The following is a 20989-nucleotide window of genomic DNA, read 5'->3' as shown; positions in this document are numbered from 1 at the left end:
GCAGGAGCCTTCCGGTCCCAACCGGCGTAAGAAAGGCCCGCGTCATGCGAAGTTCGATGCGCTGTGGAATCTCGTCGCAAGGATTTCAGAGCGCATCCTCAAGAACAGGCGGCCGCTGCGGCCGCGATCCTGAATGGGCCGTGATCCCGGCGTTCGGCGGGGCCCGGCTCCGGCGTCGGCCTCCCCGGAAGAAGGGAGGCGAGCCTCCGGGACGAACGGAAGGGCGAAAGGCTTTCGACATGGCCTTTCGCCGCCGAACCTCCCCGCGGAATCTCCCCGCCCGACTTCTCCGTCAATCCTCGACGAGTCTGCCGCCGGACATGCGCAGCACGCGGTCCATGCGCGCCGCCAGCTCCATGTTATGCGTGGCGATCAGCGCCGCCAGCCCCTGACGCCGGGCGAGGCTGGTCAGCTCCTGAAACACCTTCTCCGAAGTCTCCGGATCGAGATTCCCCGTCGGCTCGTCGGCCAGCAGGACCAGCGGCCGGTTCGCCACCGCGCGCGCGATGGCCACGCGCTGCTGCTCGCCGCCGGAGAGCTCGGCGGGGCGGTGATGCGCCCGCGCGGCCAGCCCCATGCGGCCGAGAAGATCCAGCGCCGTCGCTTCGGATTCGGCCTTCGAGGCCCCCGCCAGACGCCGCGGAATGGCGACGTTCTCCAGAGCCGAGAACTCCGGGAGCAGATGGTGGAACTGATAGACGAAGCCGATGGCCACCCGCCGCAGCAGAGTGCGCCCCGCCTCGTCGAGCCGCCCGCAGCGTTTCCCCGCGATCCAGACCTCGCCGCGATCCGGCGAATCCAGCAATCCGGCGATATGCAGCAGGGTCGACTTCCCCGAGCCGGAAGGCCCGACCAGAGCCGTCAGCTCGCCGGGCGCCAGCCTCAGGCTGACCTCGCGCAGCACGGTCAGATGGCCTTGTCCGCCGCCCTCGCGATAGCGCTTGCCGACGCCCTCCAGCCGCAGCGCGGCGCGTTTGCTATTCATAACGCAGGGCCTCCACCGGATCGAGCCGCGCCGCCCTTCGCGCCGGGAAGATCGTCGCGAGGAAGGAGACGCCCAGCGAAATGGCCGCCGTGGTGGCCACGTCGCCCCATTGCAGCCGCGAGGGCATCCGGCTGAGGAAGTAAATCTCGTCGGGGAAGAGCTTCGCCCCGAAGAGGCTTTCGAGGAAATGCTGAATCCCCGCGATGTTCAGCGCCACCAGCACGCCCAGAACCACGCCGATCGCCGTGCCCGCCACGCCGATGCTCGCGCCGCAGAGGAAGAAGATCCGCAGGATCGAGCCCCGGCTCGCGCCGATGGTGCGCAGAATGGCCACGTCGCGGCCTTTCTCCTTCACCAGCATGATCAGCCCCGAGATGATGTTGAAGGCCGCGATCAGGATGATCAGCGAGAGGATCAGCCGCATCACCCGCCGCTCCATGTCGAGCGCGGAGATATAGCTGCCGTTCTGTCCCTTCCAGGTCATGAGGGTCACGGGCTCGCTCGCCGCGGCGCGCAGAGTGGGCTCCAGCCGCTCGATGTTCTGAGGATCGGAGGCCATGACCTCGACGCCGTCGACCGCGCCGATCTTGTTGAAATAGATCTGCGCCTCCTCAAGAGGCATGTAGAGCAGGGCGGAGTCGAGTTCGGACATGCCGAGCTTGAAGACGTAAGCGACCGGGTAGGATTTGATTCGCGGCCTGACGCCGATGGGCGTGAGGTCGCCGTCCGGAGAGAGCAGAGTGATCTGCTCGCCCACCCGCAAATTCAGCATCAGCGCCAGACCCGAGCCTATGGCCACGCCCTGATCCTCGCGGAAATTGGCCAGCGAGCCTTCGGCGGTTTCGGGATCGGCCACGGCCTTCATGCGCCGGAAGTCCTCCAGCCGCACGCCGCGCACCAGAGCGATGGCGTTGGCCTGAGACTGCGGATTCGAGGCCATGACCTGCCCGTGGATCACGGGGGCGGCCTGAATCACGCCCGGCGCGGCCGCGAGCCGCGCGGAGACGGCTTCGTAATTCTCGAAGGGGCGTCTCTGGAGCGTGGTCTGCTGCGGCGCGAGGCTGACATGGGCGTTCACGCCGAGGATCTGATTGATCATCTCATAGCGGAAGCCGGTCATCACGGCCATGACCACGATCAGAGCCGCCACGCCTAAGGCGATGCCCGCCAGAGAAAGCCAGCTGATCGCCGAGATGAATCCGTCCTTGCGCCGCGCCCGCAGATAGCGCGCCGCCACGCCCCATTCGAAACGGGAGAAAGGCCGGGTGCGGGCCATGTCGGTCAGAGGCGCGCGCTCGGTGAGGTCGAGCGCCTCCTCCTCCTCGTCTTCGGGGAAGACGGGCGGAGTTTCAGCCGGGGGCACGCGCAAACGACGACGCTCCAAGGCGAAGGGCTCCGGCGAAGAGGCGCCCGCCTCAGGCGGAGCGGCGGCCTCGCCGGAGTCGAAGCCTGAGAAAGGATCCGGACCCGGGGGATGAGAGCCGGCCTGCGGCGCAGGCGCCCCGGAGAAGCCCGCCGGGCCCTCGAAAGGCGTCGGGGAGGGCGGCGGGTCGACAGCGGCGGGAGCGGGCGGGGCGGCTTCGGATTGAGCCGGCGCGCCCTTGAAGGGCGTGCGGGTGCGCGGCGGATTGCCCGGAGGCCCGAGCGGAGGCCCGGCGCGGCGCGGTTCGGGCCCCGGAGCGCCCGGCGGACGCGGACGTCCGTCGCGCTGGAGCGGCGCAGGCGGAGCGGAAGGCGCGGCCTCGGCTTCGGCGCGGCGCCGCGCTTCCAGCTCGATCCTTTGGCGGGCGAGACGATCCACAAGGGCCTCGCCGCGCTCCAGATCCTCTTCTTTCCGACCGCCCGTCACGCCGCGCCCTCCGGTTCAGAGGCCGCGCGTCGCGGCGATGAGCTTCGCTGCGGCGGCTTCGGGAGTCAGCTCTTCGGTCGCGCCGTCCTTGCGGCGGCGCAGCTCAACCTGTCCCGAAGCGAGGCCGCGCGGCCCCACCGTCAGGCGCCAAGGCAGGCCGATGAGGTCCATGGCGGCGAATTTGCCGCCCGCCCGCTCGTCGCGGTCGTCATAAAGGACTTCGACCCCGGCGGCGGTCAACTCCGCGTAGAGCTTTTCAGCGGCGGCGTCCACGGCGGCGTCGCCCTGCTTGAGGTTCACGAGCGCCACATGGAAAGGCGCCGCGGCCTCGGGCCAGACGATGCCGTTCTCGTCATGGCTCGCCTCGATGATCGCGCCGAGCAGACGCGAGACGCCCACGCCGTAAGACCCCATCTCCAGCGTGACCGGCTGGCCGTCGGGGCCGATGGCGGCGGCTTTCAGAGGCTCGGAGTATTTGGTTCCGAAATAGAAGATATGTCCGACCTCGACGCCGCGCGCCGAGACTTGGCGTTCGGCGGGCGTCTCCGCCCAGATCGCTTCGTCATGGGTCTCGTCGGTGCGGGCGTAGGCGCTGGTGAAGCTCTCGAAGATGCCCGCGACCGAGGCGGGATCTTCATAATCCACCTCGACGGAGGACCAGTCCTTCGCGAGAAGCGCCTTATCCACGAAGACCTGAGATTCGCCCGTCTCGGCGAGGATCAGGAATTCATGGCTGAGATCGCCGCCGATGGGGCCGGTGTCGGCCTTCATGGGCACGGCGGTCAGGCCGAGCCGCGCGAAGGTCTTGAGGTAGCTCACGAACATCTTCTGATAGGAGAGCCGCGCGCCCTCGGCGGTCAGGTCGAAGGAATAGGCGTCCTTCATGAGGAATTCGCGCCCGCGCATTACGCCGAAGCGGGGACGCGTCTCGTCGCGGAATTTCCACTGGATGTGGTAGAGGATGCGCGGCAGATCGCGCCAGCTCTTCACCGCGTCGCGGACGAGGAGGGTGATCATCTCCTCATTGGTCGGGCCATAAAGCATTTCGCGCTCATGACGATCCTTGATGCGCAGCATCTCGGGGCCATAGGCGTCGTAGCGGCCGGATTCGCGCCAGATCTCGGCGGGCTGGATCGTCGGCATGAGCAGCGGGATGGCCCCGGCGCGCTGCTGCTCCTCATGAACGATGCGCTCCACCTTCTGCAAAGCGCGATAGCCGAGCGGCAGCCAGGAATAAATGCCGGCGCTGGATTGCCGGATCATGCCCGCGCGCAGCATCAGCCGATGCGAGACGATCTGCGCCTCGGCGGGAGTCTCCTTGAGCAGGGGCAGGACATATCGCGTCAAACGCATGATGGGCGACCAATCTGAGTTTCGATTTGCGAATAAAGCCCTTATGCGACCGGGCTTTCCTCCGCGAGGGGCGTTTCGTTCTAAAGCCGTTTGGCGTTTGCTGGAAGCTCTTTTCCGGTCAGCCGTCCAAGAGAGCCGCCGGAGGAACAAAGATGCGCCGCCTTGAGGAGAGGATCATGATTTTGCGTTGCAGCATTGATTTTGCAAGAAATATTGCGCGCCCCGCAGAAAATTGCGTGACAGGGGGTCGCAGGGGCTAGAAGGTTCCCCATACAGAAGGCCCATAGGCCCGGTCTGGGGAGGACCAGCCGTTAAGAATATTAAAAAGATAAAATCAAAAAAATCAACGCCCTCTTTCAGAGGGCGTTTTTTTATGCGGTTTTTTTGAAAGCGTGACGAAAAAACGCCCCTTCTCTGTGAAGGGGCGTCAAGGGATGCACGCAAACGAACGTCCGGCCGGGCGGGATGAGGAGAGGGAACGCGAATGCGGGCCGGCCGCCTCATTTATTAAGCAATTTCCGCGCCAGATTCAGCTCCGGATTCGGGCCTCAGGACTCGAAGACCTCAAGGAAGGGTTTCCGCTTGAAGGCCGAGGCGAGCGTGGAGAGCCTTTTCTCCACCGCTTCGCCGCGCAGACCCGCGCAGGCGGGCGCGAGGCGCAGCCTCAGGCGCTCGCCGTCGGGGTGCGGATCCACGGGGCAAAGCGGCAGCACCCCCGGCGTCGAGGCCGCCAGCACCGCCCCGAGCCGCATGCCCTTGCCGAGCGTCTCGGCCTCCGCGGCGGCCTCGGCCGGAAGCAGCCCCCGCAGCATCGCGAGGCGTCCGTTGCCGCCTTTGTGACGATGCAGCAGAGTCAGGGTCAGGAAGGCCCTCTCCTGATGCGAGGCGCCGTTGACGTCGGGACGGGTCATCAGCTCGAAGCAGGCCTCGGCGCGATAATCGGGATGGGCGCGCCAAGCCGTGTCGCTGAGCCGCGCCGCCGCCCGCAGCAGGCGCGGCGCCAGATTCGGATAGAGCGGCGCGAGCCAATCGCCGAGCTCGTCGCCGAAGGCGGGGAAGCGGGCCGTGTCGCGCGCGATGGCGGCGGCGGATTCCAAAAGCGGATCGCGGCGGCGCTCCTCCTCGGAGAGGGTTTCGAAAAGCAGGCCCTCGCGCAGGCCCGTCGCCGAGACCCGCAGCCGCGCGGGCTTGCCGAGGGCGATCAGGCGGCTCATCACCCGCGCCGCGTAAGGCACCGTGGCCAGCCGCATGGAGGAGCTGTCCACCAGAGGCTTGAGCGCCGCGGGCGGCTGTTTGGCGGCCCAGAGGGCGGTGTCGAGCGCCTGCTCCGGCGACATCTCATATTCATGCAGGACGTGCAGCGGATAGGCGCGGCGCGTCATGTCGATTCTGGCGAGGGCCCGCCAGGCGCCGCCCACGCAATAAATCGTCTTGCCGGAGATGAGGGGCAGTTGAGGGGCGGTCTTCAGGCGCTCGTCGATCCAGTCGTCCAGCGCCGAGGGCTTGAGCTTCAGCGCCTCAAGGCGCAGCGGGCCGAGCGGACCCGTCCAGCCTTCGCCGACCTCGCCGCCGCTGATCGAAATCAGCTCCAGCGAGGCGCCGCCGAGATCCGCCGCCACGCCTTCGGCGTCGGGCGCGCCCATCAGCACGCCGAGGGCCGAAAGACGGCCCTCCTCGGGGCCGCTGACGATCCGGGGGATCAGGCCGGTTTCGGCCTCCATGCGGGCGGCGAAGTCGCGGCCGTCGGCGGCGTCGCGGACGGCGGCGGTGGCCGCCACGGTCGGGCGCGTCACGCCCATGCCCCGCGCCACGGCGGCGAAGCGCCGGAGATTGATCAGCGCCGATTCCTTGCCTTCGGGATTCAGGACGCCCGTCTCCTGAAGTCCGCGCCCGAGGCCGCAGAGCACCTTCTCGTTGAACATATAGGCGGGGCTGCGGCTGGCGCTCGCGAAGATCACCAGCCGGATGGAGTTCGAGCCGATGTCGATGACCCCAAAGGGGCCTTCGGAGGCGGTTCCGGAATCTTCTCGGGAGAGGGGTGGGGCGGCGTCGGTCGGCGTCATGATGGCTCCCCTTCTGCGGACGCTCCGGAGCGCCCCCACGCCTTTCGGCGGGGCCGCGCTCCAGCGCCGGATAAGCGTTGAGACGGGGGGCGGTCAAGCGCCGTGGCGAGAGGACCCGGCTCCAAAGCGCAAAAAGCGCCCCTGAAGCTTCCTTCAGGGGCGCAGGCGAGGGTTCTGGGCGGGAAGGGCCGGAGCCTCGGCGTGGAGAGGCGCGGGGCTCCGGAGAAGAGGAGTTCGGAAGGGCGCCCCAAGGGAAGCCGGAGCGCCGGATCTCAAGAGGTCAGGCCGCGGCCTGAGGCTCCAGCGCGCCTTCGACGGTCGTCGGGGCGGCGTTGGTCGCGATCTGGATGCGGCGGGGCTTCAGCGCCTCCGGCACCTCGCGGACGAGATCCACGTGCAGCAAGCCGTTCTCCAGCGAGGCGTCGGTCGCCCGCACATGGTCGGCGAGCTGGAAGCGGCGCTCGAAGCCGCGTTTGGCGATGCCGCGATGCAGATAGACCGTCTTGGGGGCCTCGGCTTCGGCGCCCTCGGCGGGGCGGGCCTTGGCGGCGGAGATCACGAGCGCGTTCTCGCGGCTCTCGACGGAGATCTCGTCCTGAGTGAAGCCGGCCACCGCGATGGTGATGCGGTAGGAGGCTTCTCCGGTCCGCTCGATGTCGTAGGGCGGATAGGTCTGGGGCTCCGAAGCGTCGGTCAGCAGATTGTCGAGCAGCGAGGCCATGCGGTCGAAGCCGACGGTCGTGCGGTTCAGCGGAGCGAAATCAAGTCTGCGCATGAATCATATCCTTCATAAGCGATATGGTCGTCTCATGGCCCCTCCGGGTTCGGACGGAGCCGGGGTCTCGGCGCCGGACCCTTCAGGAGGCGTCCGACGGGAATGGATTTAGGGGGGCTCGGGGCTTTGTGAAGAGGCCCGCCCGATTTTTCAGAAATCCGGCTTTTCACGAAACCGGGAAGAAGATGGGAGGGCGGGGAGTCCTCAACCTCCCCCTAAGGCCCGGAGCCCTAGTCTCCTCTCTTCCGGGGGAGAGGGAGGGCGCATGCGCGGTCCGGTCTGGAAGCTTGTTTTCGCGCTCGCCGTCTTTCTGGGGACGGGGGCCGCCGCGCATCTCTGGCTGGAGCGCGGGCGGGCGGAGGCGATCCGCAAAATGCATGACGCGCCGCCGCTGGACGAGCCGCGCCGGCTGCGCTGGCTGGAGGCGGGCGCGGCGCAGGGCCATCCGCGCGCCATGATCAACCTCGCCTTCATGCATGACTGGGGCTGGGGCGGTCTGGAGCGGAACGAGGCTCTGGCCTGGTTCTGGTCGCGCAGGGCCGCCGAGGCGGGCGACCCCATGGCGATGCGCATCCTCGGCGAGCGGCTGATTTTTGACGAGCCTCCGGGCTCGCCGCGGGCGCAGGAGGGGATCCTCTGGCTAGAAACATCCGCCGGGACCGGCAATCCGCTGGCCTTTCTGCGGCTGGGCGCGATCTCCGAGGCGGGCGAGCAGGGCAGGCCGCGGGACTGGGCCGAGGCCGCGCGGCTCTACGCCGCCGCGCGGGACCATCTCGAGCCTCTGACGGCGCTGGCCTCGCTCTATGAGCGCGGCGGGCCGGGCCTGCCGCGCGATTCGGCCAAGGCGCGGGCGCTTTATGAGGAGGTCGTGGAGATGGGGATGGAGAGTCGCGCCGGGATCGAGGACGAGGCGCGGCTGATTCTGAGCTTCGCGCAGGAGCGCGCCGACATCCTGCGCGCCGCAGGCTGGTGAAGCGCCTGCGGCCTCGCGTCCCGGCCTCTCCTCTCGCGCCTCAGGCCGAAATCCCTTAAGGACTCCGACCGGGATTAGCGCCCAAGCTCAGCGCAAGGAGAGGCGAAATGTCGCGTCTGGTGTTCGAAGAGGTGGCCCCTGAAGAGGAGGCCCGCCGCCGCGCGGCCGAGGCTCCGCGCCCCGGCGAAGCGGATCGGATCAAGGCGCGCCGGCGCCGGGCCGTGGCGATCTGGCTGTTCGTCATGGCGGCTTTGGTGGCGCTCGTGGCGGCGGTGGGCGCCGCGACGCGTCTGGCGGAGGCGGGGCTCTCCATCGTGGAATGGGCGCCGATCAAGGGAATCCTGCCGCCTTTCTCCGAAGCCGCATGGAGCGCGGAATTCGAGAAATATAAGCTGATTCCGCAATTCACCGAATCCGACCAGATGATGACCCTCGCCGAGTTCAAGGGAATCTATTGGTGGGAATGGGCGCATCGGCTGGTCGGGCGGCTGCTGGGCGTGGTCTTCTTCGTCCCCTTCGTGGTCTTCGCCGCGAAGAAATGGATTCCGGCGGGCTATATGGGCCGGATCCTGATCTTCGGAGTCCTTGGCGCCCTTCAGGGCGTGCTGGGCTGGTGGATGGTCTCCTCCGGGCTGGAGGGCTCGGACCGGGTGCGGGTCGCGCCCTATCGGCTGATGGCGCATCTCGGGCTGGCGGCGCTGCTGTTCATGTTCATGCTCTGGACGGCCCTCAGCCTGCTGCGGCCCGCCCATGAGCTGCTCGCCGCGCGGCGCCGCCGAAACAAGGGCCTGATGGCCTTCGCCGGGGCGACTCTGACGCTGCTTTCCCTTCAGGTTCTGGCGGGGGCTCTGGTGGCGGGGCTTCAGGCCGGATGGCAATATTCCGACTGGCCGATGATGGGCGGAAGCTTCTTCCCCCCCGAAGGCGCCTCGATCGCGCCCTTCTGGCGGAATTTCTTCGAGGATGCGGCGACCACGCAATTTTTGCATAGAATGCTCGCTTATTGCTTTATAGGTATGGCGGTCGTGTTCTGGATGCGGGCGCGTCGCGCGGGCCACGCCGAGATTCGCCGCCGGGCGAATTGGGTTCTGGGCCTGACGCTGACTCAGGTTCTGATCGGCGTGACGATCCTGACTCACGGGATGCCCTTCTGGCTCTCCGTGGGACATCAGGTCTTCGCCTTCGCGCTGATGGGCGCCTTCGTCTGGGCCAAACATGAAGTCGCCTATCCGCGCGAGGAGAAGATCGCGCGCGCCTGAGCCCCTGCTGACGCTGAGGAGAATTTGCTCGAATGAAGGCCGTTCTTGAGGAACTGGAGTCCCGGCGCGCTCAGGCGCGTCTCGGCGGCGGCGCCAAACGCATCGAATCGCAGCACGCCAAGGGCAAGCTCACCGCCCGCGAGCGGCTGGAGCTGCTGCTCGACGAGGGCAGCTTCGAGGAATACGACGCCTATGTGCTGCACCGCTCCCATGACTTCGGCATGGAGCAGAGCACCATTCCCGGCGACGGCGTGGTGACCGGCTGGGGCACCATCAACGGCCGCCCGGTCTACGTCTTCAGTCAGGACTTCACCGTCTTCGGCGGCTCGCTCTCCGAGACCCATGCGCAGAAGATCTGCAAGATCATGGATATGGCCGTGCGCAACGGCGCGCCGGTCATCGGGCTCAACGATTCGGGCGGCGCGCGCATTCAGGAAGGCGTGGGCAGCCTCGCGGGCTACGCCGACGTCTTCCTGCGCAACGTCATGGCCTCGGGCGTGGTGCCGCAGATCAGCGTGATCATGGGGCCCTGCGCGGGCGGCGCGGTCTATTCGCCCGCCATGACCGACTTCATCTTCATGGTCCGCGACAGCTCTTATATGTTCGTCACCGGGCCGGACGTGGTGAAGACCGTCACCAACGAGACCGTGACTCAGGAAGAACTGGGCGGCGCCCGCACCCACACCACCAAATCCTCGGTGGCCGACGGCGCCTTTGAAAACGACGTCGAGACGCTGTTTCAAATCCGCCGCCTCTTCGACTTCCTGCCGCTGAACAACCGCGAGAAGCCGCCCGTCCGCCCGGTGAACGACGTTCCCGATCGGCTCGACAATGCGCTGGACACGCTGATCCCCGAGAATCCCAACACCCCCTACGACATGCGCGAGCTGGTCCTCAGCCTCGCCGACGAGGGCGATTTCTTCGAGATTCAGCAGGATTTCGCGAAGAACATCCTCACCGGCTTCATCCGCATGGAGGGCTCGACGGTGGGCGTGGTGGCGAATCAGCCCCTCGTTCTGGCGGGCTGCCTCGACATCGAATCCAGCCGCAAGGCCGCGCGCTTCGTGCGCTTCTGCGACGCCTTCAACATTCCGATCCTGACTCTGGTCGACGTTCCGGGCTTCCTGCCGGGCGTGGCTCAGGAGCATGGCGGCGTGATCAAGCATGGCGCCAAGCTGCTCTTCGCCTTCGCCGAGGCCACCGTGCCGAAAGTCACGGTCATCACCCGCAAGGCCTATGGCGGCGCCTATGACGTCATGAGCTCCAAGCATATCCGCGGCGACGTGAATTACGCTTGGCCCACCGCCGAGATCGCCGTGATGGGCGCCAAGGGCGCGACGGAAATCCTCTATCGCAGCGAACTCGGCGATAAGGACAAGATCGCCGCCCGCGCCAAGGAATATGAGGACCGCTTCGCCAATCCCTTCGTGGCGGCGCAGCGCGGCTTCATCGACGAGGTGATCAATCCGCACTCCACCCGTCGCCGGGTGGCGCGGGCCTTCGCCGCCCTGCGGACGAAGAAGCTCGAAAATCCGTGGCGCAAGCACGATAATCTGCCGTTGTGAAGCGCGATCCGAAAAGTTGAAAGACTTTTCGGATCAAGCGCGCGCCCAGTTTAAAGCGGCCTTTCGCGCGAGCCTTATGTCTTGCCGCTCCCCCTCTTGCCTTGGCGCGCGGGGGAGCCTATAAGCCTCGACTTCCTGTCGCCCGGCCGAATGGGCTGCCGCGGCGACTTCACGTTCCAAAACCTTCAGGAGCCGAAATGCCCAAGATGAAGACCCACTCGGGAGCGAAGAAGCGCTTCAAAGTGACCGCCAACGGCCATGTGAAATACACCCAGGCCGGCAAGCGTCACGGCATGATCAAGCGGACGACGAAGTTCATCCGTCAGGCTCGGGGCACCGCGGTGCTCTTTGAGACCGACGGCGAGAACATCAAGCGCTATTTCCTGCCTAACTCCTTCTGACGCCTGAGGAAGAGACAAAATGTCCCGAGTCAAACGCGGCGTCGTCGCTCGCGCCCGCCACAACCGCATCCGCGCCGCCGCCAAGGGCTATTACGGCCGTCGGAAGAACATCTTCCGCGCCGCCGCCCAAGCCGTCGACAAGGCGCTGCAATATCACTACCGCGACCGCAAGAATAAGAAGCGCAATTTCCGCGCGCTTTGGATTCAGCGCATCAACGCGGGCGCCCGCGAGCATGGCCTGAAATATTCTCAGCTCATCCATGGTCTGGCCAAGGCCGGAATCGCCGTGGACCGCAAGGTTCTGGCCGATCTCGCCGTGAATCAGCCCGCCGCCTTCGCCGCGGTGGTCGCCAAGGCCCGCGCCGCCGTCTGAGCGGAGCGCGATCCGGCCTCGCAAGAGGACCGCAGAAGAATTTCAGGAACGCCCAGCGCAAGCCGGGCGTTTCTTTTTTTTGACGCAAGATCCGCACGCGGATGGCGATCTCTTCAATGAATTCGCCATTCTTGAGGACAATCGCTCCAAAATGATACAACATAGCGCCTAACCCCATTGGGTTTGGTTTCATTTGTCTCAGGAGCGGCCAAATGTTCGGATCTTTATCTGGCGGAGCAAGAATCCTCGGTCTCCAAGGGGCGCAAGTCTGCGTTCCGGCGCGCGGCGCCTTCGGAGGCGCCTTCCCGGTCATGGACCCGCGCGCGGCGGCCCAATGGGGCGCGGGCGGCTTCGCTCAGGCGCGTCCGGCCATGGTCTGGGTTCCGGCGGCGCAAACGGGCGGAGCGCCTTGGATCGACGCGCGGAGCGGCGCGCCCGCGGACGAATCCTCCGGCGAAGGGGAGGAGGCGCAGGATTCCGCCTCAGATTCCGAGGGCGGATCCGAAGCCGAAGGCTCCGAGCGCAGCAGCCAATCCGCGCGGCTCGCCGCTTTGCGCGAAGAGGCTTACGCGGGAGGCTCCGGGAATGCGGAAGCCGCCTCGGATTCCGAAGAATCCTCCGAGGAGGCTCCTGCGGAATCCTCTCGCGCGGCCTCCGAAGACCGGAGCTCCGAATCCCCGGAGGGCGGGTCCGGCTCCGCGGAGGGCCAGAGCCTCAAGGAGAAGATCGCCGCTTGGCGCGCGGAGGCCCATGCGGGCGGCTCCTCGCAGAGCTCCGGCTCCTGAGCGCGCATGCGTCTCCCTCCGGCGGCGGCCTCCGATGGCCGCGACGCGCATGTGAATCTCAGGATTCGCTTCGCTCAAGACTTCCCTTCGGCGCATGGCGCCGCCGCGCGTCCTGCTTCAGGGTGGGAGGAGGGCGCGCGGCGCGAAGAATCGCGCGTCCCTGACGATTGGAGGGCGCCGAAAGGCCCGCCTCCCGAGCAAGAGGGCGGATCTGAACCGGTCTACGTCCGGCGTCCGCTGCGGGAGATCGAGCCGGATCCGGAGATCGAAGGCCCGCTCGAAGAGCCCCCTCCCGAGGCGGCGGCGCGCAGGGAGGAGGCCGAGCCCAAGCCGGGCTCTCTGGCGCATCGCCTTCGGGAGATGCGCGCCGAAGCCTCCGGCGAAGGCTCGGGGCCTCAGGCGGCGGGCGGGGCTCAGGCGGCGGCGGTCGCCGCGCCGGATCCCCGGCGCTGGGCCGCGGAGACCTACGCCCGACAGGCGCAGCCTCCGTCCGAGCCTGAGGAGCCGCAGGAGGAGGAGCCGTCTCCCGCCCGGCGTCTGCTGGAGGCGCTCTTCAGCCCGGTCCGGCGAATCAAAGAGGCCGTCCTTGAGAAGATTCTCAGGCTTCTCGGCGCGGGGGGCGGGTCGCGGGCGTCTCAGGGCGCCGAAGAGGAGGGCCGAGGCGGAGAGGCGCGCGGCGAAGGGCGGCGAAACGGCGGCTCCGCGCGGGAGGAGGCCATGGCGCGCGCGCGCCGCGAAGCCGGAACGCCTCTGGAGGCGACGCCGAATCCTCATCAGCTGCAAACCTGAGGCGCGGCGCGGGCGGCGGGGCCGGATCGGAGCGCTCTCCGGCGGCGCCGCTGCGGCCCCGCGTCGGGAAAAGGCCCTAACGCGCGAGAATCGAAAGGAGATCGGGGCCTGAGGCCGATCCTGCCCGAGCGGCGGGGCTCGGTTTCGGCCGCCTCGTCTTCTTCAACCTTTCGGGGATCTGGGTCTGCGCCGAATTGTATCAAATTGATCCAACAATCCTAATAAAATACAAAAATTCCTGTAATCTCATGTAATATGCTCCATATTAGATCAGTATGCGCCTCGTCGGGAGGCGTACAGATGTTCTCAGGAGCAGAACAGATGACCCTTGGATTGAAAGCGGCCCTCTTAGGGGCCCATCGCCGCCCGCAAGTGGTGACCACCTACGCCCAGCCTCAGGGCTCCGCCGGAGGCGGCGCGGCCTGGAACGGCGCTTACGGCCCCTCCTGGATGACCGGATCCAGCAGCAACTGGCGCAACATCGTCAACGGCGGCGCTTCGGGCGGCGCTGCGGGCGGCTTCCAGTCCACCGCCGCGCCGGGGGCCTCGACCGGCTGGATCGGCGCGCCGAGCTGGTCCAACTCCAACGCCAAATGGCGGCAATATTACGCGAGCCTCGAGCAGCAGCCCCAGACCGTGACCGTCTCGCAGGGCCATCGCGGGCTTCTGGGCTCGAAGCTGGACTTCCTCTTCGGCGATCGCGGCTGGGGCGGGAACTACAGCTACGCCGCGCCGGCGGCGAACGTGAGCTACGGCTATTCCTCTCCCGCCGTGGGCGTGAACTACGGCTACGCCTCGCCCTCCGCGGGCGTGAGCTACGGCGGGCCCCGTTTCAGCGCGACCTACGGCTAAGGTCCGGCTTCCGGCAGAGGATGAAGACATGAACGCTTTCAATACGACCGCCTTCGGCGGAGCGGCTGCGCCGCGCGCGGCCCTTTCGGCCCAGCCCCAAGCCTTCGGAGCGGCCTCCGCTCCTGCGGCCGCCTCCGGCTGGGGGGCGCCGAGCTGGTCGAGCGCCAATCCCCGCTGGAGCGCCCCGGCCGCCGGGACTCCGAACGGCGCGACCACCGTGGTCTCCTATGGTCCGCCGCTCAGCCCCAAATTCGCGAGAAGCCTCGACAAGGCGCTCGGCAAGCAGGTCAAGCGGGAGCTGAAGGATCTCGGAAAGCTCGATAAGGCGCTGGGCAAGCAGCTGCATCGCGAGCTGAAGGATCTGGGAAGACTGGTCAAGCATCTCGATTGACGAAGGCCGCGGGCGGAGCCCCTCGCTGAGCCCGGCGCGCCGCAGTTGGCGCGCCGGGCGAAGATGTGCTATCCCGCCCGCTCTCGATACGGAACATCAGGTCAGGCGGGCATGAGCGATCTCGAAAGTCTCAGAACGCGGCTCCTTGCGGAGATCGCGGCGGCGGCGGACGACAAGGCGCTGGAGACGGCGCGAGTCGAAGCTCTCGGCAAGAAAAGCGCGTTGATGGGCTTTTTGCGCGATCTCGGCGGATTGGACGTCGAGGCGCGCAAGGCTCGGGGCGCGGAGGTCAACGCGGTCAAGGCGCAGGTCGAGGAGGCTTTCGCCGCGCGCAAGGCCGGTCTGAAATCGGCGGCGCTGGAGGCCCGGCTCGCGGGCGAAAGGCTGGACGTCACGCTTCCGGCGCGTCCGGCTTCGGCGGGCTCGACGCATCCCATCTCGCAGGTGACCGAAGAGGTCACGGCCATTTTCGCCGATATGGGATTCTCGTTGCGGGAGGGCCCGCAGATCGAATCCGATTGGCATAATTTCGACGCGCTCAACATGGCCCCGGAGCATCCGGCGCGTCAGGAGCACGACACCTTCTTCATGTCTCCGCGCCCCGACGGCTCGCGCCATGTGCTGCGCACCCACACCAGCCCGGTGCAGATCCGCACTTTGCTGGAGGAGGGCGCGCCCGTGCGCTTCATCGCGCCGGGGCGGGTCTATCGCTCCGATTACGACATGACCCATACGCCGATGTTCCATCAGCTCGAAGGCATGGCCATCGGGAAGGATGTGACCATGGCCAATCTCAAATGGGTGCTGGAGGAGTTCCTCAAGGCCTTCTTCGAGATCGACAATGTGGAGCTGCGCTTCCGCGCCTCGCATTTCCCCTTCACCGAGCCCTCCGCCGAGGTGGACGTCCGCTGCGACCGCTCGGGCGGCAAGATCAAGCTCGGCGAGGGGAACGACTGGCTGGAGATCCTCGGCTCCGGGATGGTGCATCCGAACGTGCTGCGGGCGGGCGGCGTCGATCCCGATCAATGGCAGGGCTTCGCCTTCGGCATGGGTCTGGATCGGCTGGCCATGCTGAAATACGGCATCGCGGATCTGCGCGGCTTCTTCGACGCGGATCTGCGCTGGCTGCGCCATTACGGATTCAATCCGCTGAACGTCCCGACTCTGCGCGGCGGCGTGAGCGGGTGAGCGCAATCCGAAGAATTGATAGATTTTTCGGATAAATTGCGCGTGAAAGCAAAAACTTGGAGCGATCCGCCTCCTCCGCGTCGGCGAGCAGGCGAGACGAGGGAAAAGCTATGAAAATCACCCTTGGCTGGCTCAAGGACCATCTGGAGACCTCCGCGAGTCTCGAAGAGATCGCGGCGGCCATGACCGACCTCGGGCTGGAGGTGGAGGGGATCGAGGATCCCGCCAGCCGCCTGAAGGGCTTCGTCGTGGCCCGCGTGATCGAGGCCGCGCGGATCGAGGGCTCGGACCATCTCAACCGCTGCCGCGTGGACGCCGGGACGGGCCAAGAGATTCAGGTCGTCTGCGGGGCGCATAACGCCCGCACCGGCATGAAGGCCGTCTTCGCGCCGGTGGGGACCTATGTTCCCGGCATCGACAAGACTTTGAAGCCCGGCAAGCTCATGGGCGTGGAGTCCAACGGCATGCTCTGCTCCGAGCGCGAGCTTGAGCTTTCCGACGAGCATGGCGGCATCATCGAATTGCCCGAAGACGCGCCGGTGGGCGTGGCCTTCAGCGTCTATCGCCCCGCCGATCCGGTCATCGAGTTCAAACTCACGCCCAACCGCCCCGACGCTCTGGCGGTGCGCGGCGTGGCGCGGGATCTCGCGGCGCGGGGAATCGGAAAGCTCAAGCCCGCCCCCGTCGAGCCGCTTCCGGGCGCCTTCGTCTCGCCGATCAAGGTGAAGCTCGCGCCGGAAGTCGCCGAGGGCGCCTGTCCGCATTTCGTCGGAAGGCTGATCCGGGGCGTGAAGAACGGGCCTTCGCCGCAATGGCTTCAGGATCGTCTGAAGGCGGTGGGCCTGCGTCCGATCAACGCCCTTGTGGACGTCACCAATTTCTTCACCCTCGACCGCGCGCGGCCTCTGCACGTCTATGACGCCGCTAAGCTGAGCGGCGACGTCCTCGTGCGTTCGGCGCGGGAGGGCGAGAGCCTCGCGGCGCTGGACGGCAAGAGCTACGACCTCGCGCCCGGCATGACCGTCATCGCGGATTCCGCGAAAGCGGTCGGCATAGGCGGGATCATGGGCGGGACCGAGACCGGCTGCGAGGAGGAGACCGTCGAGGTCTTCCTTGAAGGCGCCTGGTTCGACCCCATCCGCACCGCCGAGACGGGCCGCAAATTGCGGATCAACTCCGACGCGCGTTATCGCTTCGAGCGGGGCGTGGACCCCGGCTTCACCCGCGAGGGCGTCGAGGCGGCGGCGCGGATGATCCTCGAGCTTTGCGGCGGCGAGGTCTCGCAAGAGGTCGAGGCGGGCGCCGCGCCCATCCAGAGCCGGATTTTGCCGCTCCGCAAGGCGCGGCTCAAGGCTCTGGTGGGGCTGGATCTGGCGCCGGAGATTCAGGCCGCCCATCTGGAGGCCCTCGGCTTCAAGGCTCATGACCGGGGCGACCGCTTCGAGGTCGAAGTCCCGAGCTGGCGCCCCGACGTCCATGGCGAGGCGGATCTCGTCGAGGAGGTGGCGCGCGTGGCCTCGCTGACGAAGCTGGAATCTCAGCCTCTGGCGCGGCCTTTGGGCGTGGCGAAGCCCGTGCTGACCCTCCGCCAGCGGCGGACGGCGGCGGCGCGCCGGGCTTTGGCGGCGGCGGGACTCAACGAAGCGGTGACCTATAGCTTCATTCCGGCGGATCAGGCGGCGCTCTTCGGCGGCGGCGGCCCGGAGATGAAGCTCGCCAATCCCATCGCGGCGGATCTCTCCGACATGCGGCCTTCGGCTCTGCCGGGGCTTCTGGCGGCGGCGGCGCGCAATCAGGCGCGCGGCTTCCTCGATCTCGGATTTTTCGAGATCGGCGCCGAGTTCTTCGGCCCCGAGCCGGGACAGCAGCGCGAGACGGCGGCGGGGATTCTCGTCGGCGGGACCACGGCGCGCGAATGGTCGGGCGCGCGGCGGCCCGTGGACGCCTTCGACGCCAAGGGCTTGGCCGAGGCCGCGCTGGCGGCTCTGGGCGCGCCCGTGGCGAGCCTTCAGGTCGCGCGCGAGGCGCCGGAATGGCTGCATCCGGGGCGCTCCGGCGCTTTGAAGCTCGGGCCGAAAAACACCCTCGCGGTCTTCGGCGAGCTGCATCCGCGCGTGGTCGAGTTCTACGGCCTGCGCGGCCCCGTGGTCGTCTTCAGCGTGGATCTCGACGCCCTTCCGGCGGCTCCGGCGGGCAAGACCCGCGCCCGGCCGCCTCTGGAGGCTTCGGATCTTCAGCCCGTCGAGCGGGATTTCGCCTTCGTGGCGGAATCTTCGGCGGAGGCGGCGGCCTTCCTGCGCGCGGCCCGCGGCGCCGACAAGGCCCTGATCGCCGAGGCGCGGATCTTCGACGTCTTCGAAGGCCCCAAAGCCGAGGCGCAATTCGGTCCGGGCAAGAAATCCGTGGCCCTGACGATTCGCCTCCAGCCCCGCGAGCGCACTCTGACCGACGCCGAAATCGAGGCGGTTTCGGACAAGGTGGTCAAGGCCGTGGCGAAGACCACCGGGGCCGCTCTGCGCGGCTGACCGGGGCGGGGTGTCCTCACGGCGCCTAAGTCGTCTTGAAAAGACCGACGCAAAGCCCTGAAATCCCCTGCGGGCGGGTTTCAGGGCTTTTCCTTGGGGCGCAGGGCGCGAGCCTCCGCGCGGAGGCGTCGCGCGTCAGGCGGGTTTTTCGAAGCTCCAGCGCTTTTGACTATTGGCGCCTCCGCATGAACCTTAGATAATGCCCGCAAGATTCTTGCCCGAACGCTAGGGACGGCCGCTCCTGCGCTGCGGCTGGGCGAGGATTTTCAGAAGAAAAGCGCGGAGGGAGACGTTCGAATATGGCAGCCGAACAGGACCACTATAAATCCTCCATCATCGACGCCGAGGGCTATCGGAGGATGTATAAGCAGTCGGTGGAGGATCCCGACGGCTTCTGGGGCGAGCAGGCCAAGCGCCTCGACTGGATCAAGCCCTTCACCAAGGTGAAGAACGCCACCTTCGCCTATCCCGACGTCTCCATCAAATGGTTCGAGGACGGCGTTCTGAACGTCGCGGCGAATTGCGTCGACCGCCATCTCGCCAAGCGCGGCGACCAGACCGCCATCATCTGGGAAGGCGACGATCCCAAAGACGTCAAGCGCATCACCTATAAGGAGCTTCACGAGCAGGTCGGCAAGATGGCCAACCGCCTGAAGTCCATGGGCGTGAAAAAGGGCGACCGCGTCACGCTTTATCTGCCGATGATCCCGGAAGCGGCCTACGCCATGCTGGCCTGCGCGCGCATCGGCGCGCCCCATTCCATCGTCTTCGGCGGCTTCAGCTCCGACGCCCTCGCCGACCGCATCGAAGGCGCGACCTCGAAGATCGTCGTCACCGCCAACGAGGGCCTGCGCGGCGGCCGCAAGGTCGCGCTCAAGACCAACGTCGACAAGGCGCTGGAGCGCCTCAAGGACGATTCGGTCAAGGTTCTGGTGGTCCGCCGCACCGACAGCGACACGCCGATGGTCGCCGGGCGCGACGTCTGGCATGACGAGGGCCTCGACCAGATCTCCGCCGATTGCCCCGCCGAGCCGATGAACGCCGAAGATCCCTTGTTCATCCTCTACACCTCGGGCTCGACCGGCAAGCCCAAGGGCGTGATGCACACCACGGGCGGCTATCTCGTCCACGCCTCGCTGAGCCATCAGGTCGTCTTCGATTATCGCGAGGGCGACGTCTTCTGGTGCACCGCCGACGTGGGTTGGGTCACGGGCCACAGCTACATCGTCTACGGGCCTCTGGCCAACGGCGCGACCACGCTGATGTTCGAGGGCGTGCCGACCTATCCGGGGCCGGACCGCTTCTGGGAGGTCTGCGAGAAGCATAAGGTCAACATCTTCTACACCGCTCCGACCGCCATCCGCTCGCTGATGGGCTCGGGCGACGCCCATGTGACCAAGCACGATCTTTCGAGCCTGCGCGTTCTGGGCTCGGTGGGCGAGCCGATCAATCCCGAGGCCTGGCGCTGGTATCACCGCGTGGTCGGCGGCGGGCGCTGCCCCATCGTCGACACCTATTGGCAGACCGAGACCGGCGCCTTCATCATCACGCCCATCGCGGGCGTGAATCCGGCCAAGCCCGGCTCGGCGACCACGCCTTTCTTCGGCGTGATCCCCGCGGTGCTCGACAATGACGGAACCGAGCTGCAAGGCCCCGCCGAGGGCGTCTTGGTGATCAAGGACAGCTGGCCGGGTCAGGCCCGGACCATCTACGGCGATCATGAGCGCTTCGTCGCGACCTATTTCGAGACCTTCAAAGGGACCTATTTCACCGGCGACGGCTGCCGTCGCGACGCGGACGGCGATTATTGGATCACCGGCCGCGTCGACGACGTGATCAACGTCTCGGGCCATCGCATGGGCACCGCCGAGGTCGAATCGGCTCTGGTGGCCCATCCGAAGGTCTCGGAGGCGGCGGTGGTCGGCTATCCGCACGACCTTAAGGGCCAAGGCATCTATTGCTATGTGACCCTGATGGAGGGCGAGGAGCCGAACGACGCGCTGCGCAAGGAGCTGGTTGCTTGGGTCCGCAAGGAGATCGGCCCCATCGCCAGCCCGGATCTGATCCAGTTCGCCCCGAGCCTGCCGAAGACGCGCTCCGGCAAGATCATGCGCCGCATTCTGCGCAAGATCGCCGAGAACGAATATGGCGCGCTCGGCGACACCTCGACCTTGGCCGATCCGACCGTGGTCGACCACCTCATTGAGAATCGCCAGAACCGGGGCTGAAGCTTCGGAGCAGGCGGGGCGCGCGGTCCGGGGGGCCCCTTGAGGGGGGAGCGCGCGCCGAAAACCCGCAGAGGGACGCAAGCAAGCGACTGTGGGGAACGGGGCGGCGAAAGCCGCCTCGTTCGCATTGAGGGGGGAAGTCGGGGTGAGGAATCCTGTCGACGACGAAGGACGAGAACTGGACGCGCAATATTCAGTCGAGGTTTTCCCGAGCGGCTTTGATTTGATCGTCAAGTCTCGCGGCGGGGGGGAAGCTGAGTCCTCAGGCGCGGAACCGGGATTATGCGCCCGCCTTGGATCTGCATCTCAAAAGGCTGGGCGTGCGCGGCGCGACGCTGCATGAGGCGCAGATCGTCAGCAGGCCCGCCATGACGAAGACGGAGGAGGAGAGGCGGCTGATCCTGCAAGGATTCCATCTGCCCATGAAGCTGTCGAAAAGCGTCGACGTTCAGGCGCTCCGCTGTGAAATTCAGCGGGCCTCGGCGGCTTTTGGACAGGGGGCGGGCGTGAAAGGGGGGAATCCCACAAAACGGATGCTCCTGCGTTTCACATGGCCGGGCGCGGAAAGGAAGTCGGCGGGAGAGATTGAAGATCTCTTGGCCGGATCGATTTCGGCGCCCCCTCCCTAGGTTGGG

The 20989-nt window shown here is 67.0% G+C and carries 18 protein-coding genes; 13 read left to right on the top strand and 5 right to left on the bottom strand.

The window, feature by feature from the left end; genetic code table 11:
• Positions 1–292 precede the first annotated feature (292 nt).
• The 5 genes from B161_RS0100525 to B161_RS0100505 form a co-directional block, all read right to left on the bottom strand.
• Positions 293–985 carry an ABC transporter ATP-binding protein gene (locus B161_RS0100525; RefSeq protein ID WP_018631389.1) on the bottom strand — a complete coding sequence of 231 codons (693 nt, stop codon included), beginning with the start codon at positions 983–985 and terminating at the stop codon, positions 293–295.
• On the bottom strand, positions 978–2834 hold the full coding sequence (locus B161_RS0100520) for a lipoprotein-releasing ABC transporter permease subunit (protein ID WP_018631388.1): 1857 nt from the start codon (positions 2832–2834) through the stop codon (positions 978–980). Before B161_RS0100520 ends, B161_RS0100525 begins: the two co-directional genes overlap by 8 nt.
• A 15-nt stretch (positions 2835–2849) precedes the next feature.
• The gene (gene proS, locus B161_RS0100515) at positions 2850–4187 is read right to left on the bottom strand and encodes a proline--tRNA ligase (protein ID WP_018631387.1); all 1338 of its coding nucleotides are present in this window, start codon (positions 4185–4187) and stop codon (positions 2850–2852) included.
• 548 nt (positions 4188–4735) lie between these two features.
• Positions 4736–6250, bottom strand: a complete 1515-nt coding sequence (locus B161_RS0100510; protein WP_018631386.1) for a Ppx/GppA family phosphatase — start codon at positions 6248–6250, stop codon at positions 4736–4738.
• Between the two features lie 280 nt (positions 6251–6530).
• A complete protein-coding gene (locus tag B161_RS0100505) occupies positions 6531–7025 on the bottom strand; it encodes an Hsp20 family protein (RefSeq protein ID WP_018631385.1) in 495 nt (164 codons plus the stop codon).
• A 265-nt stretch (positions 7026–7290) separates the two neighbouring features.
• Here B161_RS0100505 and B161_RS0100500 point away from each other — a divergent pair, with 265 nt between their 5' ends.
• The 13 genes from B161_RS0100500 (at position 7291) to B161_RS0100435 (ending at position 20983) form a co-directional block, all read left to right on the top strand.
• The gene (locus tag B161_RS0100500) at positions 7291–7998 is read left to right on the top strand and encodes a tetratricopeptide repeat protein (protein ID WP_018631384.1); all 708 of its coding nucleotides are present in this window, start codon (positions 7291–7293) and stop codon (positions 7996–7998) included.
• A 107-nt stretch (positions 7999–8105) separates the two neighbouring features.
• Complete coding sequence (locus B161_RS0100495) at positions 8106–9257, top strand: COX15/CtaA family protein (protein WP_018631383.1); 1152 nt, start codon at positions 8106–8108, stop codon at positions 9255–9257.
• 32 nt (positions 9258–9289) lie between these two features.
• Complete coding sequence (locus B161_RS0100490; RefSeq protein WP_018631382.1) at positions 9290–10822, top strand: acyl-CoA carboxylase subunit beta; 1533 nt, start codon at positions 9290–9292, stop codon at positions 10820–10822.
• Positions 10823–11019: 197 nt separating this feature from the next.
• On the top strand, positions 11020–11223 hold the full coding sequence (gene rpmI, locus B161_RS0100485; RefSeq protein ID WP_018631381.1) for a 50S ribosomal protein L35: 204 nt from the start codon (positions 11020–11022) through the stop codon (positions 11221–11223).
• A 19-nt stretch (positions 11224–11242) separates the two neighbouring features.
• Positions 11243–11596, top strand: coding sequence for a 50S ribosomal protein L20 (gene rplT, locus B161_RS0100480; protein ID WP_018631380.1), 354 nt, complete (start codon positions 11243–11245; stop codon positions 11594–11596).
• A 311-nt stretch (positions 11597–11907) separates the two neighbouring features.
• Positions 11908–12381, top strand: coding sequence for a hypothetical protein (locus B161_RS0100470; protein ID WP_157755497.1), 474 nt, complete (start codon positions 11908–11910; stop codon positions 12379–12381).
• 6 nt (positions 12382–12387) lie between these two features.
• On the top strand, positions 12388–13170 hold the full coding sequence (locus B161_RS16060; protein ID WP_018631377.1) for a hypothetical protein: 783 nt from the start codon (positions 12388–12390) through the stop codon (positions 13168–13170).
• A gap of 321 nt (positions 13171–13491) precedes the next feature.
• Positions 13492–14022 carry a hypothetical protein gene (locus tag B161_RS0100460; protein ID WP_018631376.1) on the top strand — a complete coding sequence of 177 codons (531 nt, stop codon included), beginning with the start codon at positions 13492–13494 and terminating at the stop codon, positions 14020–14022.
• Positions 14023–14050: 28 nt separating this feature from the next.
• A complete protein-coding gene (locus B161_RS0100455; protein WP_018631375.1) occupies positions 14051–14413 on the top strand; it encodes a hypothetical protein in 363 nt (120 codons plus the stop codon).
• Between the two features lie 111 nt (positions 14414–14524).
• A complete protein-coding gene (pheS, locus tag B161_RS0100450) occupies positions 14525–15601 on the top strand; it encodes a phenylalanine--tRNA ligase subunit alpha (protein ID WP_018631374.1) in 1077 nt (358 codons plus the stop codon).
• Between the two features lie 110 nt (positions 15602–15711).
• Complete coding sequence (gene pheT / locus B161_RS0100445) at positions 15712–18126, top strand: phenylalanine--tRNA ligase subunit beta (RefSeq protein ID WP_018631373.1); 2415 nt, start codon at positions 15712–15714, stop codon at positions 18124–18126.
• Positions 18127–18425: 299 nt separating this feature from the next.
• On the top strand, positions 18426–20354 hold the full coding sequence (gene acs / locus B161_RS0100440) for an acetate--CoA ligase (protein ID WP_018631372.1): 1929 nt from the start codon (positions 18426–18428) through the stop codon (positions 20352–20354).
• Positions 20355–20647: 293 nt separating this feature from the next.
• Positions 20648–20983, top strand: coding sequence for a hypothetical protein (locus B161_RS0100435; RefSeq protein ID WP_018631371.1), 336 nt, complete (start codon positions 20648–20650; stop codon positions 20981–20983).
• Positions 20984–20989: the final 6 nt, after the last annotated feature.

The sequence above is a fragment of the Neomegalonema perideroedes DSM 15528 genome (assembly GCF_000374145.1).
GTDB classification, from domain to species: domain Bacteria; phylum Pseudomonadota; class Alphaproteobacteria; order Rhodobacterales; family Rhodobacteraceae; genus Neomegalonema; species Neomegalonema perideroedes.
This window is presented reverse-complemented; position numbering and strand designations above follow the sequence as displayed.

Coding starts and splice junctions, on each gene's coding strand:
- pheT (WP_018631373.1), top strand. CDS start 15,712: ATGAAAATCACCCTTGGCTGGCTCAAGGACCATCTGGAGACCTCCGCG.
- B161_RS0100505 (WP_018631385.1), bottom strand. CDS start 7,025: ATGCGCAGACTTGATTTCGCTCCGCTGAACCGCACGACCGTCGGCTTC.
- B161_RS16060 (WP_018631377.1), top strand. CDS start 12,388: ATGCGTCTCCCTCCGGCGGCGGCCTCCGATGGCCGCGACGCGCATGTG.
- B161_RS0100490 (WP_018631382.1), top strand. CDS start 9,290: ATGAAGGCCGTTCTTGAGGAACTGGAGTCCCGGCGCGCTCAGGCGCGT.
- B161_RS0100455 (WP_018631375.1), top strand. CDS start 14,051: ATGAACGCTTTCAATACGACCGCCTTCGGCGGAGCGGCTGCGCCGCGC.
- B161_RS0100510 (WP_018631386.1), bottom strand. CDS start 6,250: ATGACGCCGACCGACGCCGCCCCACCCCTCTCCCGAGAAGATTCCGGA.
- rpmI (WP_018631381.1), top strand. CDS start 11,020: ATGCCCAAGATGAAGACCCACTCGGGAGCGAAGAAGCGCTTCAAAGTG.
- B161_RS0100470 (WP_157755497.1), top strand. CDS start 11,908: ATGGACCCGCGCGCGGCGGCCCAATGGGGCGCGGGCGGCTTCGCTCAG.
- pheS (WP_018631374.1), top strand. CDS start 14,525: ATGAGCGATCTCGAAAGTCTCAGAACGCGGCTCCTTGCGGAGATCGCG.
- B161_RS0100525 (WP_018631389.1), bottom strand. CDS start 985: ATGAATAGCAAACGCGCCGCGCTGCGGCTGGAGGGCGTCGGCAAGCGC.
- rplT (WP_018631380.1), top strand. CDS start 11,243: ATGTCCCGAGTCAAACGCGGCGTCGTCGCTCGCGCCCGCCACAACCGC.
- proS (WP_018631387.1), bottom strand. CDS start 4,187: ATGCGTTTGACGCGATATGTCCTGCCCCTGCTCAAGGAGACTCCCGCC.
- acs (WP_018631372.1), top strand. CDS start 18,426: ATGGCAGCCGAACAGGACCACTATAAATCCTCCATCATCGACGCCGAG.
- B161_RS0100495 (WP_018631383.1), top strand. CDS start 8,106: ATGTCGCGTCTGGTGTTCGAAGAGGTGGCCCCTGAAGAGGAGGCCCGC.
- B161_RS0100460 (WP_018631376.1), top strand. CDS start 13,492: ATGACCCTTGGATTGAAAGCGGCCCTCTTAGGGGCCCATCGCCGCCCG.
- B161_RS0100500 (WP_018631384.1), top strand. CDS start 7,291: ATGCGCGGTCCGGTCTGGAAGCTTGTTTTCGCGCTCGCCGTCTTTCTG.